The following is a 17,103-nucleotide window of genomic DNA, read 5'->3' as shown; positions in this document are numbered from 1 at the left end:
GAGATTCGTGTGCAGACGTTCCTGCCGTATCCCGACTTCGCCGAGACCGCCCGTGTGCTCGATCAGCGGCGACTCGGCAAGCAACGCGTCGAGACGCTCCAGGTGTTGCGGGCGCTGACCGTGCCGGGCCACGGCTGGCGGCGACATCCCGCCGTGCGCATGTGGGCGGGCTACGAGGAGGCGCTCACCCGGTACGGCCTGGCCATGTGCGAGCACTGGAGCGCCCTGGGGCGCGCCGACACGTGTGCGGTCAAGCTCGTCGCCGACCTCTCCGGCGCCTTGGGCATCACGACGGTGCGCGACCAGAACGCGCTGGCCGCCGCAGGAGAACTGCCACCCTGGTTCGGCGACGAGGACTTCCACCGCAGCCACCGGTCGTCGCTGGTGCGCAAGGACCCCGAGCACTACCGTCCGCTCTTCCCCGACGTACCGGACGACCTGCCGTACGTGTGGCCGGCGTCGGACCGGCCCCAGCTCACCGCACCCGAGGAGCCCACGGAAGCCGAGGAGCCCAGGAAGGCCGGTAAGGCAGGGAAGAGGTCGGGCCGTCAGTCGCCGCGACGCAGAGCGTAGCGGCGTTGCGCGTAGGCGAGGTCGTCGCGCCACAGTCGCCGGGCCGCCGCCCGCACCGCGGGTCGCAGGGCGGGCGCGAGGCGGCGCGCGAGCACAAATCCCGTGCGCGGTGAGGTCGCCACGACGGCCTCGATCACGGCCGAACGCGGCCGACCGTCGGGGCCGGGGCCGAGCGGGGTCGCGTGCGTCTCGACGACACTGCCCTCCCCCTCGCCCGAGACGATGCGCATGAGCACGGTCCGCGGCTCCGGGCACGTGAACTCCGCGACGACCGGCACGCCGAAACGCGGGCCGACGCGGAAAGTGACGTCCACCGTGAACCGGTCGCGCCCGTTCCCGGCGTCCGGAATCTCCACGACCCGCAGCCGGGCGAACGAGTACGGATGGAACCACGCGCCGTGCCAGGGGTCGAGCCGGTTGGCGACCACGTCCACGGGCTCGCACACGCCGTCGACGCGGGTCACCGCCGACAGCGCCGTGTCGAGCGCGGGGCGTTCGGGCACCACGGGGCGATCCGTGGGCGGCTCGCCGTCGACATCGTCGAGCCGCACCCACACGAGCACGCCGTCGTCGTAGGCGGGCAGTGGACACCAGCCCCAGCCCGGCAGACCGGAGGCAGGCAGGGCGAGACCGTGCCACCGGCACACGAGCCGATGCTCGACGACCCGGCCCTCCGCCAGGGGCGCCCCGAGGTGCGGGCACACGCCGGAGCCGACGACGACCCGGCCGTCCTCCGCCCGCCAGGCGACGAGTTCGCGGCCCGCCACCGTCATGCCGTAGGGCCGGTCGGCCCGCACGAGCCGGGAGTCGGCGACGACGAACCAGTTCCCCGACGGGCGCGCCTGCGCGCGCTTGACCGCCGCGTCGATCACCGCGACGTCGGCCTGCCCCACCGTGGGCCGCTGCCGCGCCCAGTCCTGGCGCGGCAGCGGACGCAGGGGCCACGACTCGGGCCACTTCCGCACCGCCGCAGCGGCCAGTCCCCGTACCGTCCGTCGTCGTTCGACCACAGCACACCTCCGCTCGGAACGGGTGTTGCCGAGCGGCTGTGCCACCAAACTCCGGGTACCCGGCGGGGACCTACTCGGCGAGCGCGGCGTACGCCACGACCTTCGTGATCCGAGCCATCACGAGCATCTCTCCGGGCACGGCGTTGCGTCTGCCGAACTCCTCCGCCTCCTCAGGACCCATGTACCGCTCGGCGATGCGCACCGCCCACGGGAACATGGTCTCCACGTCGTCGGACAGGCTCGCCTCGGCCGTGAACTGCACGAACGAGTACGGCGCGCGTTCGTCGTCCACCACGATCGACACGCGTGGGTCGCGGCGCAGGGCCCGGCCCTTCACGGTGCCGGTCCCGGTGGTGAAGACGACGGCGTCGCCACCGGAGTCGGTCAGCGTGAACCAGACCGGCGTGACGTGCGGAGTGCCCCGTGAGGTCACCACGCCCACCTTGGCCGTCCGCGTCCCTTCCCGGGCGAAGGACCACCACTCGGCTCGATCCATCACGTGCACGGCGGCACCTGCCCTGCCGGAGTGCGGACCGTGCGCAGCGGAGGCCGCTCCTGCACGGCGAGATCGGTCACCACGAGCTCGCGGGCCCCCTCGGCCGCGCGACGGAACTGCGCCAGCAGCGTGGACGGCGCCTCCTGCGCCACAAGGCGACCGCTGCGGTCGAGCCGGTCCATGATCGTCAACATGATCTGGCCCGACATCCGCCCCAGCGCCTGAGTGCCCTGGTGCCGGTGGGTGCGCATACCGAGATCCACCTGGGCGAGCGCGTCCAGTCCCCGCCACCGCAGGAGATCGATGAGGTGACCGACCTCCACGCCGTAGTGCGTGACGAACGGGATGCTCTCCAACACCTCCCGCCTGCCCGCGTACTCGCCCGCCAGCGGCTGGACGAATCCCGCGAGGTCCGGCCAGTACATGTTCAGCAGCGGGCGCGCGACGAGCTCGGTCACCCGCCCGCCGCCGTCGGCGTCGGTGTGGGACCCGTTCACCAGCGGCCGGTGGTAGAAGCCCTTGACGTAGTCCACCTCCGGGTCGGTCAGCAGCGGCCCGAGCAGACCGATGACGTAGCCCGCCGTGAAGTCGTAGAGATCGCCGTCGACGAAGACCACGAGGTCGCCCGCCGTGGCGGCGAGCCCCTTCCACAACGCCTCGCCCTTGCCGTGCATGCCGGGCAACGGCCGCAGCACGTCGTCCTGCGAGACCACCCGCGCACCGGCCTCGGCGGCCACCCGGGCGGTGGCGTCGCGCGAGCGGGAATCGACGACGAGTACCTCGTCGACGAGGGGATTGTCCTCGACGAGCGTCGTGCGGATCGTCCGCACGATCTGTCCGACCGTCTCCTCCTCGTTGCGCGCCGGAATGACGACGCTGACGGTGCGACTCCCCTTCAGCGGCGCCAGCTGCGCGGCCGTCCAGTCGTCGGCGCGCGACGATCTGCGCCGTAACCAGGAGCGGACCCGTGGGGAGAGAGCGAGTTCGGCATTCGGGTCCAAGCCGATACGTGTCGTGTCCACGAGGTCCCCTTTCGTGCGAGAGCGGCCGTCGGATCGGCAAGGGGGAAGCGTCGGCCGTTCACGTTGCGGGTCGCCGACCGGGTGACGAAGAGCGGGCGACGACCTGACCTCTACACCCGGATGGACGTATCGCGGCCGGTTCACACCTCGAAGACGGCAGCAATTTGCCTCGCTCCCCGCCGCACCAGTGCCGCGACGGGGAGTGAGTGACCGCGCTGACGCGCTAGAGGCTCTCCTCCAGCAGCTCCTGGGTGACGGCGGACTCGGTGTCCGGCACCCCGATCTCCTTGGCCCGCTTGTCGGCCATCGCCAACAGGCGACGGATCCGCCCGGCGACGGCGTCCTTCGTCATGGGCGGGTCGGACAGCTGCCCGAGCTCCTCCAGGGACGCCTGCCGGTTGGTCAGGCGCAGCTTGCCCGCGGCGAGCAGGTGATCCGGGGCGGTGTCGCCGAGGATCTCCAGGGCGCGTTGCACGCGCGCCGCCGCGGCCACGGCAGCCCTCGCCGACCGGCGCAGGTTCGCGTCGTCGAAGTTCGCGAGCCGGTTGGCCGTGGCCCGGACCTCGCGGCGCATCCGCCGTTCCTCCCACGCGAGCACGCTGGAGTGCGCACCCAACCTCGTGAGCAGCGCGCCGATGGCGTCGCCGTCACGCACCACCACGCGGTCGGCTCCGCGCACCTCCCGGGACTTCGCCTGGATGCCCATCCGCCGGGCCGCACCCACGAGCGCCAGCGCGGCCTCCGGACCCGGGCACGTGACCTCCAGCGACGACGACCGGCCGGGTTCCGTCAGCGACCCGTGCGCGAGGAACGCACCCCGCCACGCCGCCTCGGCGTCGGCCACCCCTCCCGAGACGACCGCCGCGGGCAGACCCCGCACCGGACGGCCCCGCTGGTCGATCAGTCCGGTCTGCCGCGCCAGGCCGTCGCCTTCCTTCACCACCCGCACCACGTAGCGGGTGCCCCTGCGCAACCCGCCCGAGGTGATCACGTGGACGTCCGACGTGTACCCGTACAGCTCGTGGATCTCCTTGCGCAACCGGCGCGCCACCGACCCCGTGTCGAGCTCGGCCTCGACGACGACCCGTCCGGCGACGATGTGCAGCCCGCCCGCGAACCGCAACAGCGCCGACACCTCCGACCGGCGCGGGCCGGTCTTGGTGATCTCCACGCGGCTGAGCTCGTCCTTGACCGCCGCCGTCATCGCCATCTACTGCCCCTCCTCCACGCTCTCGGCCAGGCCGAGAGCCTCTCGCACACAGCCCGCCAAGGCATCCGGATCATGCCTGCCGGCCCCACCGGGGGCGGCGACCGACGCCAGATGCGCCCGCCCACCCAGCGCCTCCGCCGCACGGCGCAACCGCGCGGGGGTGGGTACGGAGTCGCGGTCGGCGATCACCGCATCCACTTTGAGCCGGGGAGCGTGTTCGAAGAGTACGTGCAGGTGCCGTTCCGGTGAGAAGCCAGCCGTCTCTCCGGGTTGGGGGATCAGGTTCAGGATCACGATCTTCGTGGCGGAGGTGGTGAGGAGCGCGTCGTGCAGGTCGGGCACCAGCAGGTGCGGCAACACGCTCGTGAACCACGAGCCGGGGCCCAGGAACACCGCGTCGGCCTCCAGCACCGCCTCCACGGCGTCCCGGCACGCCACGGGCGGCCAATGCGGGCGGCCCGGATTGTGCAGGCTGATCCGGCGGACCCGGCCCGGGGTGCTGGCCACGGCGACCTGCCCGCGGATCCGGCTGACCGCGCCGTTCTCCAGTCCCGTGACCTCCGCCTCGATCTCCAACGGCTCGGCCGACATCGGCAGCACCCGCCCGGTGATGCCGAGCAGTTTCGCCGCCTCGTCGAGCCCCGCCACGGGATCGCCGAGCACCTCGAACAGCCCGGCGAGCAACAGGTTGCCGACAGCGTGGCCGGTCAACGCCCCCGTGCCGCCGAACCGGTGCTGGAACACCTCCGCCCAGAGCGTGCCGCCGTCCTCCGCGGCGGCGAGCGCGGCGAGCGCCTGCCGGAGATCACCGGGAGGCAGCAGGCCGAGCTCCCGTCGTAACCGCCCGGAGGAACCCCCGTCGTCGGCGACGGTCACGACCGCGGTGACGTCGGCCGTGATCCGTCGCAACGCCGAGAGCGTCGCGTGCAACCCATGCCCTCCGCCGAGCGCGACGGCACGCATCCTCGGCCTCACTCCCTGCCCAGGTCCCGGTGCACCACCTTGACCGCCATGCCGTCCTCCTTGGAGAGGCGCTTGGCGAGCTCCTCGGAGATGGCCACGCTGCGGTGCTTACCGCCCGTGCAACCGACGGCCAGGGTCAGGTACCTCTTGCCCTCCCGCTTGTACCCGGCGCCGACGAGGCGCAGCAACTCGTGGTACTGCTCGAGGAACTCCTCCGCGCCCTCCTGTCCGAGGACGTAGTTCCGCACGTCGCCGTCGAGGCCACTGTGGTCGCGCAGCTCGGGGATCCAGAACGGGTTCGGCAGGAACCGCACGTCCATCACCAGATCGGAGTCCATCGGCAGCCCGTACTTGTAACCGAACGAGAGCACGGTCACCCGGGTCTGCGTGCTCGACTCCGTGCCGAACGCGTCCTCGATCTTGGCGCGGAGGTCGTGCACCGACAACGCGGACGTGTCGAGCATCAGGTCGGCCTCCTCGCGCAGCGGCGCCAGCAGCGCGCGCTCGGCGGTGATGCCGTCGACGAGCCGCCCGTCCCCCTGCATGGGGTGGCCTCGGCGCACCTGCTCGAAGCGCCGGATCAACACCGCGTCGGTGGCCTCCAGGAAGAGCACCCGCGGCTTGTAGCCCCGCGCGTCCAGGTCCTTGATCACCGAGGCGAGGTCGTCGGTGAACGCACGCGAACGCACGTCCATCACGACCGCCACCTTGGTGATGGCACCCCTGGCCTGCGCCCCCAACTCCACCATCGTGGAGATCAACTCCGGTGGCAGGTTGTCCACCACGAACCAACCCAGGTCCTCGAGGCACTTGGCAGCGGTGCTGCGGCCCGCACCGGACAGGCCGGTGACCACCGCCACCTCCATGCCGGAACCTCGCCCCTCCGATGCCGGAACACCGTAGCTGTCGGTCTCGGTCACGTCTGCGACTCTCCTCTGTTGTCGGTGCGCTCCCCTGCGAGCGCCGCGTGCACGGCCTCGGCCGTGCGAGTGCCGAAGCCCGGCACCTGCGCGATCTCGGACACGGTGGCCTGCCTGAGCTTCTTCACCGAGCCGAAGTGCTTGATGAGGGCGGTCTTCCGGGCCTGTCCGAGGCCGGGAATGCCGTCCAGTGCCGACGCCTGCACCCGCTTCGAGCGCTTCTGCCGCTGGTACGTGATCGCGAAGCGGTGCGCCTCGTCCCTCACTCGCTGGAGAAGGTACAGCGCCTCCGAGTTCCTCGGCAGGATGACCGGCTCGGCCGAGGTGGCGGCATCGCTGTCGGCGGGCAGCCACACCTCCTCCAGGCGCTTCGCCAACCCCACGACGGCGACGTCGGTGATGCCGAGTTCCGCCAGGACGTCCGCCGCGGCGGTGGCCTGGGCACCGGCTCCGTCCACGACGAGCAGGTTGGGCGGGTAGGCGAACTTGCGCGGCCGCCCCGTCTGCGGGTCGAGCGCGCCCTCGGGTCCGCTCTCGGCGGCCTCGCTCGTCTCCTTCAGGTACCGGGAGAAGCGGCGGCGCACGACCTCCGCGATCGCCGCGACGTCCCCCTCGTCGGCGGCCTCGCGCAGCGCGAAGCGGCGGTACTCCGACTTGCGCGGCAGACCGTCCTCGAACACCACCAGGGAGGCGACCACGTCGGTGCCCGCGAGGTGGCTGATGTCCACGCATTCGATGCGCAGCGGCGCGCTGTCCAGCCCCAGGTACTCCTGCAGTTCCGAGAGCGCGGCCGAGCGCGCGGTGAGGTCGCCCGCCCGGCGCAGCTTGTGCTGGGTGAACGCTTCCACGGCGTTGCGCGCGACCGTGTCGGCCAGGGCCCGCTTGTCGCCCCGCTGCGGCACGCGCAACCGCACCTTCGAGCCCCGCAGCTCGGACAGCCAGGCCTCCATGGCCTCGGCGGCCTCGGCGTCCGCGGGCAACTCGGGCACGAGGACCTCACGGGGAACGACGTTGCCGTCGGTGGGCGCCTCGGCGGCCAGTTCGGTCTGTTCGGCGTAGAACTGCGACACGAACTGCTCGACGAGATCCGGCACACCCATCTCGTCGACCTTGTCGATCACCCAACCGCGTTGACCGCGCACCCGGCCACCGCGCACGTGGAACACCTGCACGGCCGCTTCGAGCTCGTCGTGGGCGAACGCGATGACGTCGGCATCGGTGCCGTCGCCCAGCACCACGGCCTGCTTCTCCATCGCCCTGCGCAGCGCGCCGAGGTCGTCGCGGAGCCGGGCCGCCCGCTCGAACTCCAGCTCCTCGGCGGCCTCGGCCATCTCCTTCTCGAGCCTGCGGATCATCACGTCGGTGCGTCCGGACAGGAAGTCGCAGAACTCCTCGACGATCGCGCGGTGCTGTTCGGCCGAGACCCGGCCCACGCATGGAGCCGAGCACTTGTCGATGTAGCCGAGCAGGCAGGGGCGGCCGATCTGCGCATGCCGGCGGAACACGCCCGCGGAGCACGTGCGTGCGGGAAAGACCCGCAGCAGCAGGTCGAGCGTCTCCCGGATGGCCCACGCGTGGGCGTACGGGCCGAAGTAGCGCACGCCCTTCTTCCGCGGACCGCGGTAGACGTGCAGGCGCGGATACTCCTCGTTCATCGTCACCGCGAGCACCGGATAGGACTTGTCGTCCCGGTACCGCACGTTGAACCGCGGGTCGAACTCCTTGATCCAGTTGTACTCGAGCTGGAGGGCCTCCACCTCGGTGCCGACGACGGTCCACTCCACGCTCGCGGCCGTGGTGACCATCTGCCGGGTCCTCGGGTGGAGTCCGGAGAGGTCGGCGAAGTACGAGTTCAGCCTGCTGCGCAGGCTCTTGGCCTTGCCGACGTAGATGACCCGACCGCCGGCATCGCGGAACTTGTACACGCCGGGCGAGTCGGGAATCGTCCCCGGCGCAGGTCGGTAGGTGGAAGGGTCCGCCACACCACCCACCCTATGGCGCTCCTCCGACACACCGTCCGGCCCCTTCCCCGGGGCGAGGACTGCCGGCCGGTACGGGATGCCACGCGGCCCGGCGGCCGAACGGCCGAGGGTATAGGTCGTTATACGAACCTGGTGGCCCGATCGCCCGTGCGGGTGTGCCATTCTCGCGGCATGCGCATCGCGACCTGGAACGTCAACTCGATCACCGCCCGCCTGCCGCGCGTGCTCGCGTGGCTGAGCAGCGCACAGCCCGACGTCGTGTGCCTGCAGGAACTCAAGTGCGGCGACGAGGCGTTCCCCCGCGACGCGATCACCGAACTCGGCTACGACGTCGCCACCCACGGCACCGGGCGCTGGAACGGCGTCGCCGTGCTCTCCAGGGTCGGGCTGACCGACGTCACCCGCGGGCTCGTCGGCGAACCGGCCTACGAGGACGAGATCCAGCCCCGCGCCCTCGGCGCGACGTGTGGCGGCGTGCGCGTGTGGTCGGTCTACGTGCCCAACGGCCGCGAACCCGACCACCCGCACTACGCGTACAAGCTGCACTGGCTGGACGCCCTCCACACGACCGTGCTCGCCGAGAACGCCCCCGACCGTCCGTTCGCGGTGCTCGGCGACTTCAACATCGCGCCCACCGACGACGACGTGTGGGACATCTCGGTGTTCGCCGACTCCACCCACGTCACCGAACCCGAACGCAAGGCGCTCGCCGTGCTGCGCGACGCGGGGCTGTCGGACGTCGTGCCGCGCCCGTTGAAGTACGACCACCCGTACACCTACTGGGACTACCGGCAGCTCGCCTTTCCGAAGAACCGCGGCATGCGCATCGACCTGGTCTACGCCTCCCGCCCGTTCGCCGACGCGGTGACCGATGCCTACGTCGACCGCGAGGAACGCAAGGGCAAGGGCGCCTCCGACCACGCTCCCGTGGTCGTCGACCTCACGCTGTGAGCCCCGCCGGGGAGCGCTGCGGCGCTCCCACCGCCGCGCGGAGCAGCTCCACCGTGCGCACCACCGCCGCGTGCCCGGCCACGGAGGACCGCACGGCCACGCTGATGCGTCGCACCGGTGTCGGTTCCACGACCGGCCTCGCGACGAGGTCCGAGGGCAACTCGCCCAGCGCCAGCCTGGGCAGCACCGTGACCCCCATGCCGCTGGCTACGAACGGGATCGCCGTGCGGTAATCCCGCATCTCCACCGAGAACCGCGGGGAGAAGCCCACCTCGGCACACGCGGCCAGCACGACCTCCCGGCAGGCTCCGTGGGACAGGTCGTTGTCGATCCACGGGCGTCCGGCCAGCTCGGCCAGGGGCACGCTGCGACGGGCGGCGAGCGGGTCGTCCCGCCGGACCACCACGACGTAGGGGTCGTCGATCAGCGGGTACACGATCACCGCCGACGAGGGAGCCACGTCGCGACGCTCGACGAACACGTTGACGTCGAGGTCGGTCGACGGGTCGTCGAGCACCTCCGTCCAGCGCAGATCGAGGCGCAGCTCCGGGAACTCTCGCCGCAGGACCGCGACCACGTCGGGCAGCCACGCCGCGCCCGCCGACGCGAAGTACCCGATCGACAGGCTCCCGGTGCGACCCTCGCGCAGATCGCGAGCGAGGCCGTCGAGTCGGCTCAACTCCCGAAACAGCGCCTCGGACTCCGCGGCGAGCGCGCGCCCGGCAGCCGTCGGCTCGACACCACGGCCCACCCTGTCGACGAGCCGGAGCCCGGTCTCCCGCTGCAGTGCCGCGAGCTGCTGACTCACGGCCGACGGCGTGTAATCCAGCGCGGCGGCCGCCGCCCGGATCGACCCCTTAGCCACCACGGCGCGCAGCACGCGCAACCGGCTCACGTCCAACATCCTTCGACTGTACAGCGGAACTGAACAGTGATGCATGACTAATCGCTTGTGCTGTCGGGTCGGTGGCGGTGACGATGGCAGGTGTGACACAGCTGCTCTCCCGCACCGGACGTCCCCGATCCGACAGCACGAAGGCGGCCCTCGCCGCGCTCGTCACCATGGTGCTGTGGTCGTCGGCCTTCGTGGGCATCCGCGCCATCGGCGACGTGCTCTCCCCCGCCCCGCTCGCGTTGCTGCGCCTCGCGGTGGCCTCCGTGACGCTCACGGTGCTGATCACGCTCAGCGCCCGCCGCCTGCCACCGCTGCCCCGCGGCCGCACGTCCTGGCTACTCGTCCTCGCCTACGGCGTGCTCTGGTTGTGCTGCTACACCGTCGCGCTGAACGCCGCCGAGCTGCACCTCGACGCGGGCACGGCCGCGCTGCTGGTCAACATCGCGCCGCTGCTCGTCACCTTCGGCGCCGGCGCCTTCCTCGGCGAGGGATTCCCGCGCCCGCTGCTGCTCGGCGGCGCCGTCGGGATGAGCGGCATCGTCATCATCGGCCTGGGCACCGAGAGCGAGGGCGACTGGATCGGCGTCGTCCTGTGCGTGCTCGCCGCGGTGCTGTACGCGACGGGCGTCCTCATCCAGAAGAAGGCTCTGGTGATCGTCGACGCCACCGCCATCACCTGGCTGGGCTGCCTCATCGGCACCGCGGTCCTGCTGCCCTGGACGCCGCAGCTCGTCACCGAACTCGCCGCCGCACCGACGTCGGCCGTCCTCGGTGCCGTCTACCTCGGGGTCTTCCCCACCGCCATCGGGTTCAGCACCTGGGCCTACGCGCTCAAGCGCACCGACGCGGGCAAGCTCAGTGTCTCCACCTACGCCGTGCCCGCGCTGTCCGTGGTGCTGTCGTGGGTGCTGCTCGACGAGATCCCGACCGCATACGGGCTCGTCGGCGGCGCCGTCTGCCTGGCCGGAGTGGCGGTCTCCCGCTACCGGCCCCGACGCACGACGGCGTCCGCCGACCCGCTCGACGCGGAATCCCCGGCGGCCTAGCCGTCCTCAGCCGTCCTCAGCCGTCGCTGCGGCGAGCGGCCGAGTGGAGGCGGCGCAGAGCACGCACCGCCTCCACGGCGTGTTCCCGGTCCACTCCCTGGATGGCCATGATCGAGTAGTACTCGTAGTCGGGTAGTTCGATCCTGGCGAACGCCGCGCCGTCGGGGAAACTCACCGCCTCGACCTCGTCCCAGGTGAAGCGCCGGGACACCCCGATGTTGCGTACGTACACACCCTGGGCGTCGGCGCGCGCCACCGGCGTGGCGAACAGCATGGCGGCGCCCGCCATCATCACACCCACGCCGACCATCGCGATCTGGTCGCTGAGCATGAAGATCGCGCCGGTGTCCTGGGAGCGCAGCAGCACCGCCACCGTCACGAAGACGGCCAGCAACACGACCGCCAGCGCGCCCGACATCCACACCACGCGCCGTGGCCTCACCACGACGGTGTCGGTAGTGGTCTTCTCGTCCGCCATGTCCGCCGTCCGGCTGCTCACACGAATCCTCGTTCCGTCCACGGTTGCCGGAGCCCGCGCAGCACGTTCGCGGTGGTCAGCGCGGCCACCGTCGCCTCACGTCCCTTGTCCTCCTTCGAGGACGGCAGTCCCGCCCTCGCGAGGGCCTGCTCCTCGGTGTCGCACGTCAGCACGCCGTTGCCCACCGGCGTGCTCTCGTCCAGCGACACGCGGGTGAGCCCCGCCGTCACCGAGTCGCACACGTAGTCGAAGTGCGGCGTGTCGCCCCGGATCACCACGCCGAGCGCGACGACCGCGTCGTGGTTGCGGGCGAGGGCCTGCGCCACCACCGGAAGCTCCACGGCACCGGCGACCCGCACCACGGTCGGCTCCTCGGCGAGTTTCACCTCACCGGCCGTGCGCAGCGCGGACTCCAGCAGGCTGTCCGTGATCCGCACGTGCCAGCGGGTGGCGACGATCGCCAGCCGAAGGTTCTCGCACTCCCGCAGTTCCTGGCCCTCGTCGGGGCGCCCTTCTCCGCTCATGCTTCACCCGCCACTGTGCTCGCACCGCTGTCACCCTGAAGCCGACCGTCCCGGCCGAGCGCGTCGACCGCGGCGCCGACCTCGTCGAAGTGCTCCAATTGGGACAATTCGTGTCCCATCCTGTCACGCTTCGTCTTCAGGTACCGCAGGTTCTCCGGGTTGGGTGAGATCGGCAGGGGCACCCGGCCCACGACCCGCAGGCCGTAGCCCTCCAGCCCGACCCGCTTGGCCGGGTTGTTGGTGAGCAAGCGCATCGACCGCACCCCGAGGTCGCCCAGGATCTGCGCACCCGTTCCGTAGTCGCGGGCGTCGGCGGGCACACCCAGTTCCAGGTTCGCGTCCACGGTGTCGGCTCCGGCGTCCTGCAGCTCGTAGGCCTGCAGCTTGTGCAGCAGTCCGATGCCGCGGCCCTCGTGACCGCGCACGTAGAGCACCACACCCCGGCCCTCGGCGGCCACCGCTTCCAGGGCCGCCTGCAGCTGGGGACCGCAGTCGCAGCGCAGCGACCCGAAGACGTCGCCGGTCAGGCACTCCGAGTGCACCCGCACCAGGATGTCCTCGCCGTCGCCGATGTCGCCGTAGACGAACGCGACATGCTCGATGCCGTCGAGCAGGCTGTCGTACCCGTAGGCGCGGAACGTGCCCGCCGCCAGCGGGATCCGGGCCTCCGCCACACGCTCGACCTGCTTCTCCGTGCGCCTGCGGTAGGCGATCAGGTCGGCGATGGTGATCAGCCGCAGATCGTGGTCGGCCGCGAACACCTCGAGCTCGTCACGACGGGCCATGTCGCCGTCGTTCTTCTGCGAGACGATCTCGCACAGCACACCCACGGGCGCGAGCCCGGCCATGCGCGACAGGTCCACCGCCGCCTCGGTGTGGCCCGGCCTGCGCAGCACGCCCCCGTCCTTCGCCCGCAGCGGCACGACGTGGCCGGGCCTGCGGAAGTCGGACGGCTGCGACTTCGGGTCCGCCAGCAGCCGGATCGTGTGGCTGCGGTCGGTCGCGGAGATACCCGTGCCGATGCCCTCGGACGCGTCGACCGTCACCGTGTACGCGGTGCCGCGCCGGTCCTGGTTCGCGTGGTACATGGGCGGGAGGTCCAGCCGGTCGCAGTCCTCGCCCGGAAGCGAGACGCACACGTACCCGGACGTGTAGCGCACCATGAAGGCGAGCAACTCCGGCGTCGCCTTCTCCGCCGCGAAGATCAGGTCTCCCTCGTTCTCGCGGTCCTCGTCGTCCACCACGATCACCGGGCGGCCGTTCGCGATGTCCTCGATGGCCCGTTCGATGGACTCGACGTCCAACGACGGCGCGGGCTCGATCATCGTCACCTGTCCTCCTCGCCCCCGCCATTGTCCACCGCTGCCGAAGGCAGGTGGACGGCGGCCAGCTTCTCGACGTACTTCGCGAGCACGTCGACCTCCAGATTCACCGCGTCGCCGGGTTCGTTGCGACCCAGCGTCGTGGCGGCCAATGTGGTCGGGATGAGCGCGATCGCGAACTCGTCGCGCGTCACCTCGGCGACCGTGAGCGAGATACCGTCCACGGCGATGGACCCCTTCTCCACGACGTAGCGCGACAGCTCCGGCGGGTACGCGAAGTGCGTCAGACCGTCGTGGTCGCGCGAGAGGAACGTCCCGGTGCCGTCCACGTGCCCCTGCACGATGTGGCCCGAGAACCGGCCGTTCGCGGCCATCGCGCGCTCCAGGTTCACCCGGCGTCCGGGCTCCACGCCGTCGAAGCTCGTCCGCCGCAGCGTCTCGGGAACGACGTCGACCGTGAACTCGTCACCGGACAGTTCGACAACGGTCAGGCACACGCCGTTGACCGCGATCGAGTCGCCGTGCTTCGCATCACCGGTGACCACCGGCCCTCGCACGACGAGCCGCGTGACTCCGTCACCGGGTTCCACCCGCGTGACCTCGCCGAGCTCCTCGACAATTCCGGTGAACACCTAGTCGCCTCCCTCGCCCGTGACCGGAACGGCGGAAATTCGCACGTCCTCACCGCTCATGGTGACTCCTTCGACCCGCCAGCGGTGTGCTTCGGTGATGGTCGACACTCCGGCCTCCCCCAGGGCAGCGGGTCCGGCGCCCAACAGCGACGGCGCGACGTAGGCGACGACCCGGTCGACCCGGTTCGCCCGCACGAACGCTCCGGCCAACGTCGGACCACCTTCCAGCAGCACATCCACGATCCCGCGCTCCGCGAGCCCCGCCAGCACCTCGTCGGGATCCCGGGTGGCGAACACCACGGTCTCCGTTGCGCTGTCCAACACCCGCGCGCCGCCGGGTATGCCGCGTGTGCCCACCACCACACGCAGTGGCTGCCGCGGCGCGAGTCCACCGTCGTCGCGGCGCACCGTCAACCACGGGTCGTCGGCGAGCACGGTGCCGGTGCCCACCACGACGGCGTCCATCCGCTCGCGCATCGCGTGCACCTCCGCGCGCGACACCGGCCCCGAGATCCACCGGCTGGTGCCGTCGGCGGCGGCGACCCGGCCGTCGAGGCTCGCGGCGTACTTCCACGTGACGTGCGGCCGCCCGGTGCGTTCGCGGTGCAACCACGCCCGCAGGGGCCCGCCCGCGACCTGCTCGGCCAGCAGCCCGGACCCGACCTCCACCCCGGCCGCGCGCAGCACCTCCGCACCGCCCGACGCGGCGGGATGCGGATCGGGCACGGCGAAGTAGACCGCGGCCACACCGGCGTCGAGCAACGCCCGCGTGCACGGAGGAGTCCTGCCGTGATGCGAACACGGTTCCAACGTGACCACGGCGGTACCGCCGACAGCCCGCTCACCCGCCTCGCGCAACGCCATCACCTCGGCGTGCGGGCCGGGTGGAGGTTGGGTGGCACCCGTGCCGACCACCCGTCCGTCCGCGTCGAGGATCACCGCCCCCACGGGCGGGTTCGGGCTGGTGGCGCCGCGCACGTCGTCGCCGAGGGCGAGCGCGGTCTCCATCGCCGCCCGCACGGGGTCGCCGGCCGACGAGGCTGCCGACGTGTTCACCGCGCGCGGGCCGCCCTCGCCTGGTCGCGCAACGCGGCGACGGCCCGGGCCGGGTCGTCGGCGCCGTAGACGGCGGACCCGGCGACGAAGCAGTCGACCCCGGCCTCGGCGGCCTGCTCGATGGTGTCGGAGTTGATCCCGCCGTCGATCTCCACGAGCAGGGTCAGGTGCCCCGTGTCGACGAGCCTGCGCGCCGTGCGCACCTTGTCGAGCACCTCGGGGATGAACGCCTGCCCGCCGAACCCGGGCTCCACCGACATCACCAGCAGGGTGTCGTAGTGCCGCAGCGTGTCGAGGTGATCTTCGAGCGGCGTGTTGGGCTTGATCGACAGCCCCGCCTTCGCCCCTGCGGCCCGCAGGTTCTTGGCGAGCATCACCGGGTCGCGAGCGGCCTCGACGTGCACGGTCACGTTGTGCGCGCCCACCTCCGCGTAGCCGGGAGCCCAGCGGTCGGGGTCCTCGATCATCAGATGGCAGTCCAGTGGGAGGTCCGTGCGCTTGCGCAGCGACTCGACCACGGGAAGGCCGATGGTGAGGTTGGGCACGAAGTGGCCGTCCATCACGTCCACGTGCACCCAGTCGGCCCGGCCGTCACCGGGTCCGGCGATGGCGTCGATCTCCGTGCCGAGACTCGCGAAGTCGGCGGACAGAATGCTGGGAGCGATCATCGGTTCGTGGACCACAGGGCCGAGTGTAGAGGGGGCCCCGACGCCCCCGGACCCCTCCCGCACGCTGACCGCCGGGATGTGGCGCCGAGCACCTCACCCCGACGGTGACCGGCCGCTCACCGCTTGCGCGTGACCGCGCAGAACATCGCATCGGTGCCGTGGCGGTGCGGCCAGAGTTGCACGAACGGCCCGTCGCCCAGGCGGGGCACGCCCGGGAACAGCTCCCGTGCGTCGAGCACCTCCGCACCCGCACGGCGCGCCGCCTCACCGACGATGCCCTCGGTCTCGGCCAGATGCGGCGAGCACACCACGTACGTCACCACACCGCCCGGGCGCACGAGCCGGTACGCCGACTCCAGAAGCTCGCTCTGCAGTCGCGTGAGCTCGGCGATGTCGCCCGGCTGCTTGCGCCACCGCGCCTCGGGCCTGCGGCGCAGCGCGCCGAGGCCACTGCACGGGGCGTCCACGAGAACGCGGTCGTAACCGCCGTCGAGGCCGGGATCGCGCCCGTCGGCGACGTGCACCGTGACGGGCAGGTCGTCGGTGACCTCGCGCACGAGCTTGGCCCGATGCTCGGCCACCTCCACCGCGTCCACCGTCGCACCACTCACCTGGGCGAGACAGCCGAGCACCACGGTCTTGCCGCCCGGCCCGGCACACAGGTCGAGCCAGCGTTCGTCGGAGCCTCCGGACAGAGGGGCGTTGACGGCGGCCACGGCCACCAACTGGCTGCCCTCGTCCTGCACCGTGGCCAGTCCCTCGGTGAGGACCTGCGACTCGGCGAGGTCACCGCCGCCCGGCGCGAGGTGCACCCCGTAGGGCGAGTAGGGCGCCACGTCGCCACCCGTGATGGCGGCGAGCTCGTCTGCACTGACCTGCCCCGGCTTGGCCAGCAGGTGCACGGCCGGACGCGCGTCGTCGGCCTCCAGCGCGGCCCGCAGCTCGTCGCCGGTGTCACCGAGCGCCTCGGCGAACGCCCTGGCGATCCAGCGGGGATGCGACGTGCGCAGCGCCAGCTGCCCCAACGGGTCGGACGCGGTGTCGGCCTCCAACTCCGCGAGCCACGCCTCTTCATCCTTTTCGGACAGTCGTCGCAACACCGCGTTGACGAAACCCGCGAGCCGCGAGCCGGACTCCTCCCGCACGAGGTCCACAGTGGAGGCCACCGCCGCATGCCGGGGAATGCGGGTGCGCAACAGCTGGTAGGCCCCGAGCCGCAGCGCGTCCAGCGCCACCGGGTCCACGCTGTCGAGCGTGCGGTCGACACACTTGGCCAGCACCGCGTCGAGCAGCCCGGTGGCCCGGGTGGTGCCGTAGGCGAGTTCCGTGGCCAACGCGGCGTCCCGGCCGGTGAC

The 17,103-nt window shown here is 71.7% G+C and carries 18 protein-coding genes; 3 read left to right on the top strand and 15 right to left on the bottom strand.

Going from position 1 to position 17,103, the window contains the following annotated elements; translation table 11 throughout:
* The first annotated feature begins 9 nt into the window (after positions 1 to 9).
* Entirely contained in the window at positions 10 to 573 is a 564-nt protein-coding gene (locus SACAZDRAFT_RS00315) for an MSMEG_6728 family protein (protein ID WP_005437532.1), read from the top strand.
* Here SACAZDRAFT_RS00315 and SACAZDRAFT_RS00310 read toward each other — a convergent pair.
* The 7 genes from SACAZDRAFT_RS00310 to uvrC all read right to left on the bottom strand — a co-directional run bounded on the left by SACAZDRAFT_RS00310 (position 549) and on the right by uvrC (position 8,176).
* Positions 549 to 1,583, bottom strand: coding sequence for a DUF5914 domain-containing protein (locus SACAZDRAFT_RS00310; protein WP_005437530.1), 1,035 nt, complete (start codon positions 1,581 to 1,583; stop codon positions 549 to 551). The two genes, SACAZDRAFT_RS00315 and SACAZDRAFT_RS00310, sit on opposite strands and share 25 nt — an antisense overlap.
* Before the next feature lie 70 nt (positions 1,584 to 1,653).
* Positions 1,654 to 2,079 (bottom strand): PPOX class F420-dependent oxidoreductase, encoded by a 426-nt coding sequence (locus SACAZDRAFT_RS00305; RefSeq protein ID WP_005437528.1) that lies wholly within the window; start codon positions 2,077 to 2,079, stop codon positions 1,654 to 1,656.
* Entirely contained in the window at positions 2,079 to 3,101 is a 1,023-nt protein-coding gene (locus tag SACAZDRAFT_RS00300) for a glucosyl-3-phosphoglycerate synthase (protein WP_005437526.1), read from the bottom strand. Before SACAZDRAFT_RS00300 ends, SACAZDRAFT_RS00305 begins: the two co-directional genes overlap by 1 nt.
* A gap of 223 nt (positions 3,102 to 3,324) precedes the next feature.
* Positions 3,325 to 4,311: a DNA-binding protein WhiA gene (whiA, locus tag SACAZDRAFT_RS00295; RefSeq protein ID WP_005437524.1), complete on the bottom strand. Its 987-nt coding sequence runs from the start codon at positions 4,309 to 4,311 to the stop codon at positions 3,325 to 3,327.
* Positions 4,312 to 5,274, bottom strand: a complete 963-nt coding sequence (locus SACAZDRAFT_RS00290; RefSeq protein WP_005437522.1) for a gluconeogenesis factor YvcK family protein — start codon at positions 5,272 to 5,274, stop codon at positions 4,312 to 4,314.
* A gap of 8 nt (positions 5,275 to 5,282) precedes the next feature.
* On the bottom strand, positions 5,283 to 6,140 hold the full coding sequence (gene rapZ, locus SACAZDRAFT_RS00285; RefSeq protein ID WP_040927857.1) for an RNase adapter RapZ: 858 nt from the start codon (positions 6,138 to 6,140) through the stop codon (positions 5,283 to 5,285).
* Between the two features lie 50 nt (positions 6,141 to 6,190).
* On the bottom strand, positions 6,191 to 8,176 hold the full coding sequence (gene uvrC, locus SACAZDRAFT_RS00280) for an excinuclease ABC subunit UvrC (RefSeq protein WP_005451566.1): 1,986 nt from the start codon (positions 8,174 to 8,176) through the stop codon (positions 6,191 to 6,193).
* A 171-nt stretch (positions 8,177 to 8,347) separates the two neighbouring features.
* Between uvrC and SACAZDRAFT_RS00275 the strand changes: the two genes are divergently transcribed.
* The gene (locus SACAZDRAFT_RS00275) at positions 8,348 to 9,127 is read left to right on the top strand and encodes an exodeoxyribonuclease III (RefSeq protein WP_005437516.1); all 780 of its coding nucleotides are present in this window, start codon (positions 8,348 to 8,350) and stop codon (positions 9,125 to 9,127) included.
* Here SACAZDRAFT_RS00275 and SACAZDRAFT_RS00270 read toward each other — a convergent pair.
* Positions 9,117 to 10,031 (bottom strand): LysR family transcriptional regulator, encoded by a 915-nt coding sequence (locus tag SACAZDRAFT_RS00270; RefSeq protein WP_040927598.1) that lies wholly within the window; start codon positions 10,029 to 10,031, stop codon positions 9,117 to 9,119. The two genes, SACAZDRAFT_RS00275 and SACAZDRAFT_RS00270, sit on opposite strands and share 11 nt — an antisense overlap.
* 74 nt (positions 10,032 to 10,105) lie before the next feature.
* Here SACAZDRAFT_RS00270 and SACAZDRAFT_RS00265 point away from each other — a divergent pair, with 74 nt between their 5' ends.
* Positions 10,106 to 11,068, top strand: coding sequence for a DMT family transporter (locus tag SACAZDRAFT_RS00265; RefSeq protein WP_005437512.1), 963 nt, complete (start codon positions 10,106 to 10,108; stop codon positions 11,066 to 11,068).
* Positions 11,069 to 11,084: 16 nt separating this feature from the next.
* On the opposite strand, the gene SACAZDRAFT_RS00260 is transcribed toward SACAZDRAFT_RS00265, so the two are convergent.
* From SACAZDRAFT_RS00260 to SACAZDRAFT_RS00230, 7 genes are all read right to left on the bottom strand, one after another.
* Positions 11,085 to 11,546, bottom strand: coding sequence for a PH domain-containing protein (locus tag SACAZDRAFT_RS00260; RefSeq protein WP_005437507.1), 462 nt, complete (start codon positions 11,544 to 11,546; stop codon positions 11,085 to 11,087).
* A 17-nt stretch (positions 11,547 to 11,563) separates the two neighbouring features.
* On the bottom strand, positions 11,564 to 12,070 hold the full coding sequence (ribH, locus tag SACAZDRAFT_RS00255) for a 6,7-dimethyl-8-ribityllumazine synthase (RefSeq protein ID WP_005437505.1): 507 nt from the start codon (positions 12,068 to 12,070) through the stop codon (positions 11,564 to 11,566).
* Positions 12,067 to 13,395 (bottom strand): bifunctional 3,4-dihydroxy-2-butanone-4-phosphate synthase/GTP cyclohydrolase II, encoded by a 1,329-nt coding sequence (locus SACAZDRAFT_RS00250; protein WP_005437498.1) that lies wholly within the window; start codon positions 13,393 to 13,395, stop codon positions 12,067 to 12,069. Before SACAZDRAFT_RS00250 ends, ribH begins: the two co-directional genes overlap by 4 nt.
* A gap of 2 nt (positions 13,396 to 13,397) precedes the next feature.
* Positions 13,398 to 14,024, bottom strand: a complete 627-nt coding sequence (locus SACAZDRAFT_RS00245) for a riboflavin synthase (RefSeq protein ID WP_005437496.1) — start codon at positions 14,022 to 14,024, stop codon at positions 13,398 to 13,400.
* Positions 14,025 to 15,080 carry a bifunctional diaminohydroxyphosphoribosylaminopyrimidine deaminase/5-amino-6-(5-phosphoribosylamino)uracil reductase RibD gene (ribD, locus tag SACAZDRAFT_RS00240; protein WP_005437493.1) on the bottom strand — a complete coding sequence of 352 codons (1,056 nt, stop codon included), beginning with the start codon at positions 15,078 to 15,080 and terminating at the stop codon, positions 14,025 to 14,027.
* Positions 15,077 to 15,748, bottom strand: coding sequence for a ribulose-phosphate 3-epimerase (rpe, locus tag SACAZDRAFT_RS00235; protein WP_040927597.1), 672 nt, complete (start codon positions 15,746 to 15,748; stop codon positions 15,077 to 15,079). The genes ribD and rpe overlap by 4 nt, the downstream gene beginning before the upstream one ends.
* A 116-nt stretch (positions 15,749 to 15,864) precedes the next feature.
* A partial coding sequence (locus SACAZDRAFT_RS00230) for an RsmB/NOP family class I SAM-dependent RNA methyltransferase (RefSeq protein WP_005437488.1) occupies positions 15,865 to 17,103 on the bottom strand: 1,239 nt, incomplete at its 5' end.

The organism is Saccharomonospora azurea NA-128, assembly GCF_000231055.2.
Lineage (GTDB): Bacteria > Actinomycetota > Actinomycetes > Mycobacteriales > Pseudonocardiaceae > Saccharomonospora > Saccharomonospora azurea.
This window is presented reverse-complemented; position numbering and strand designations above follow the sequence as displayed.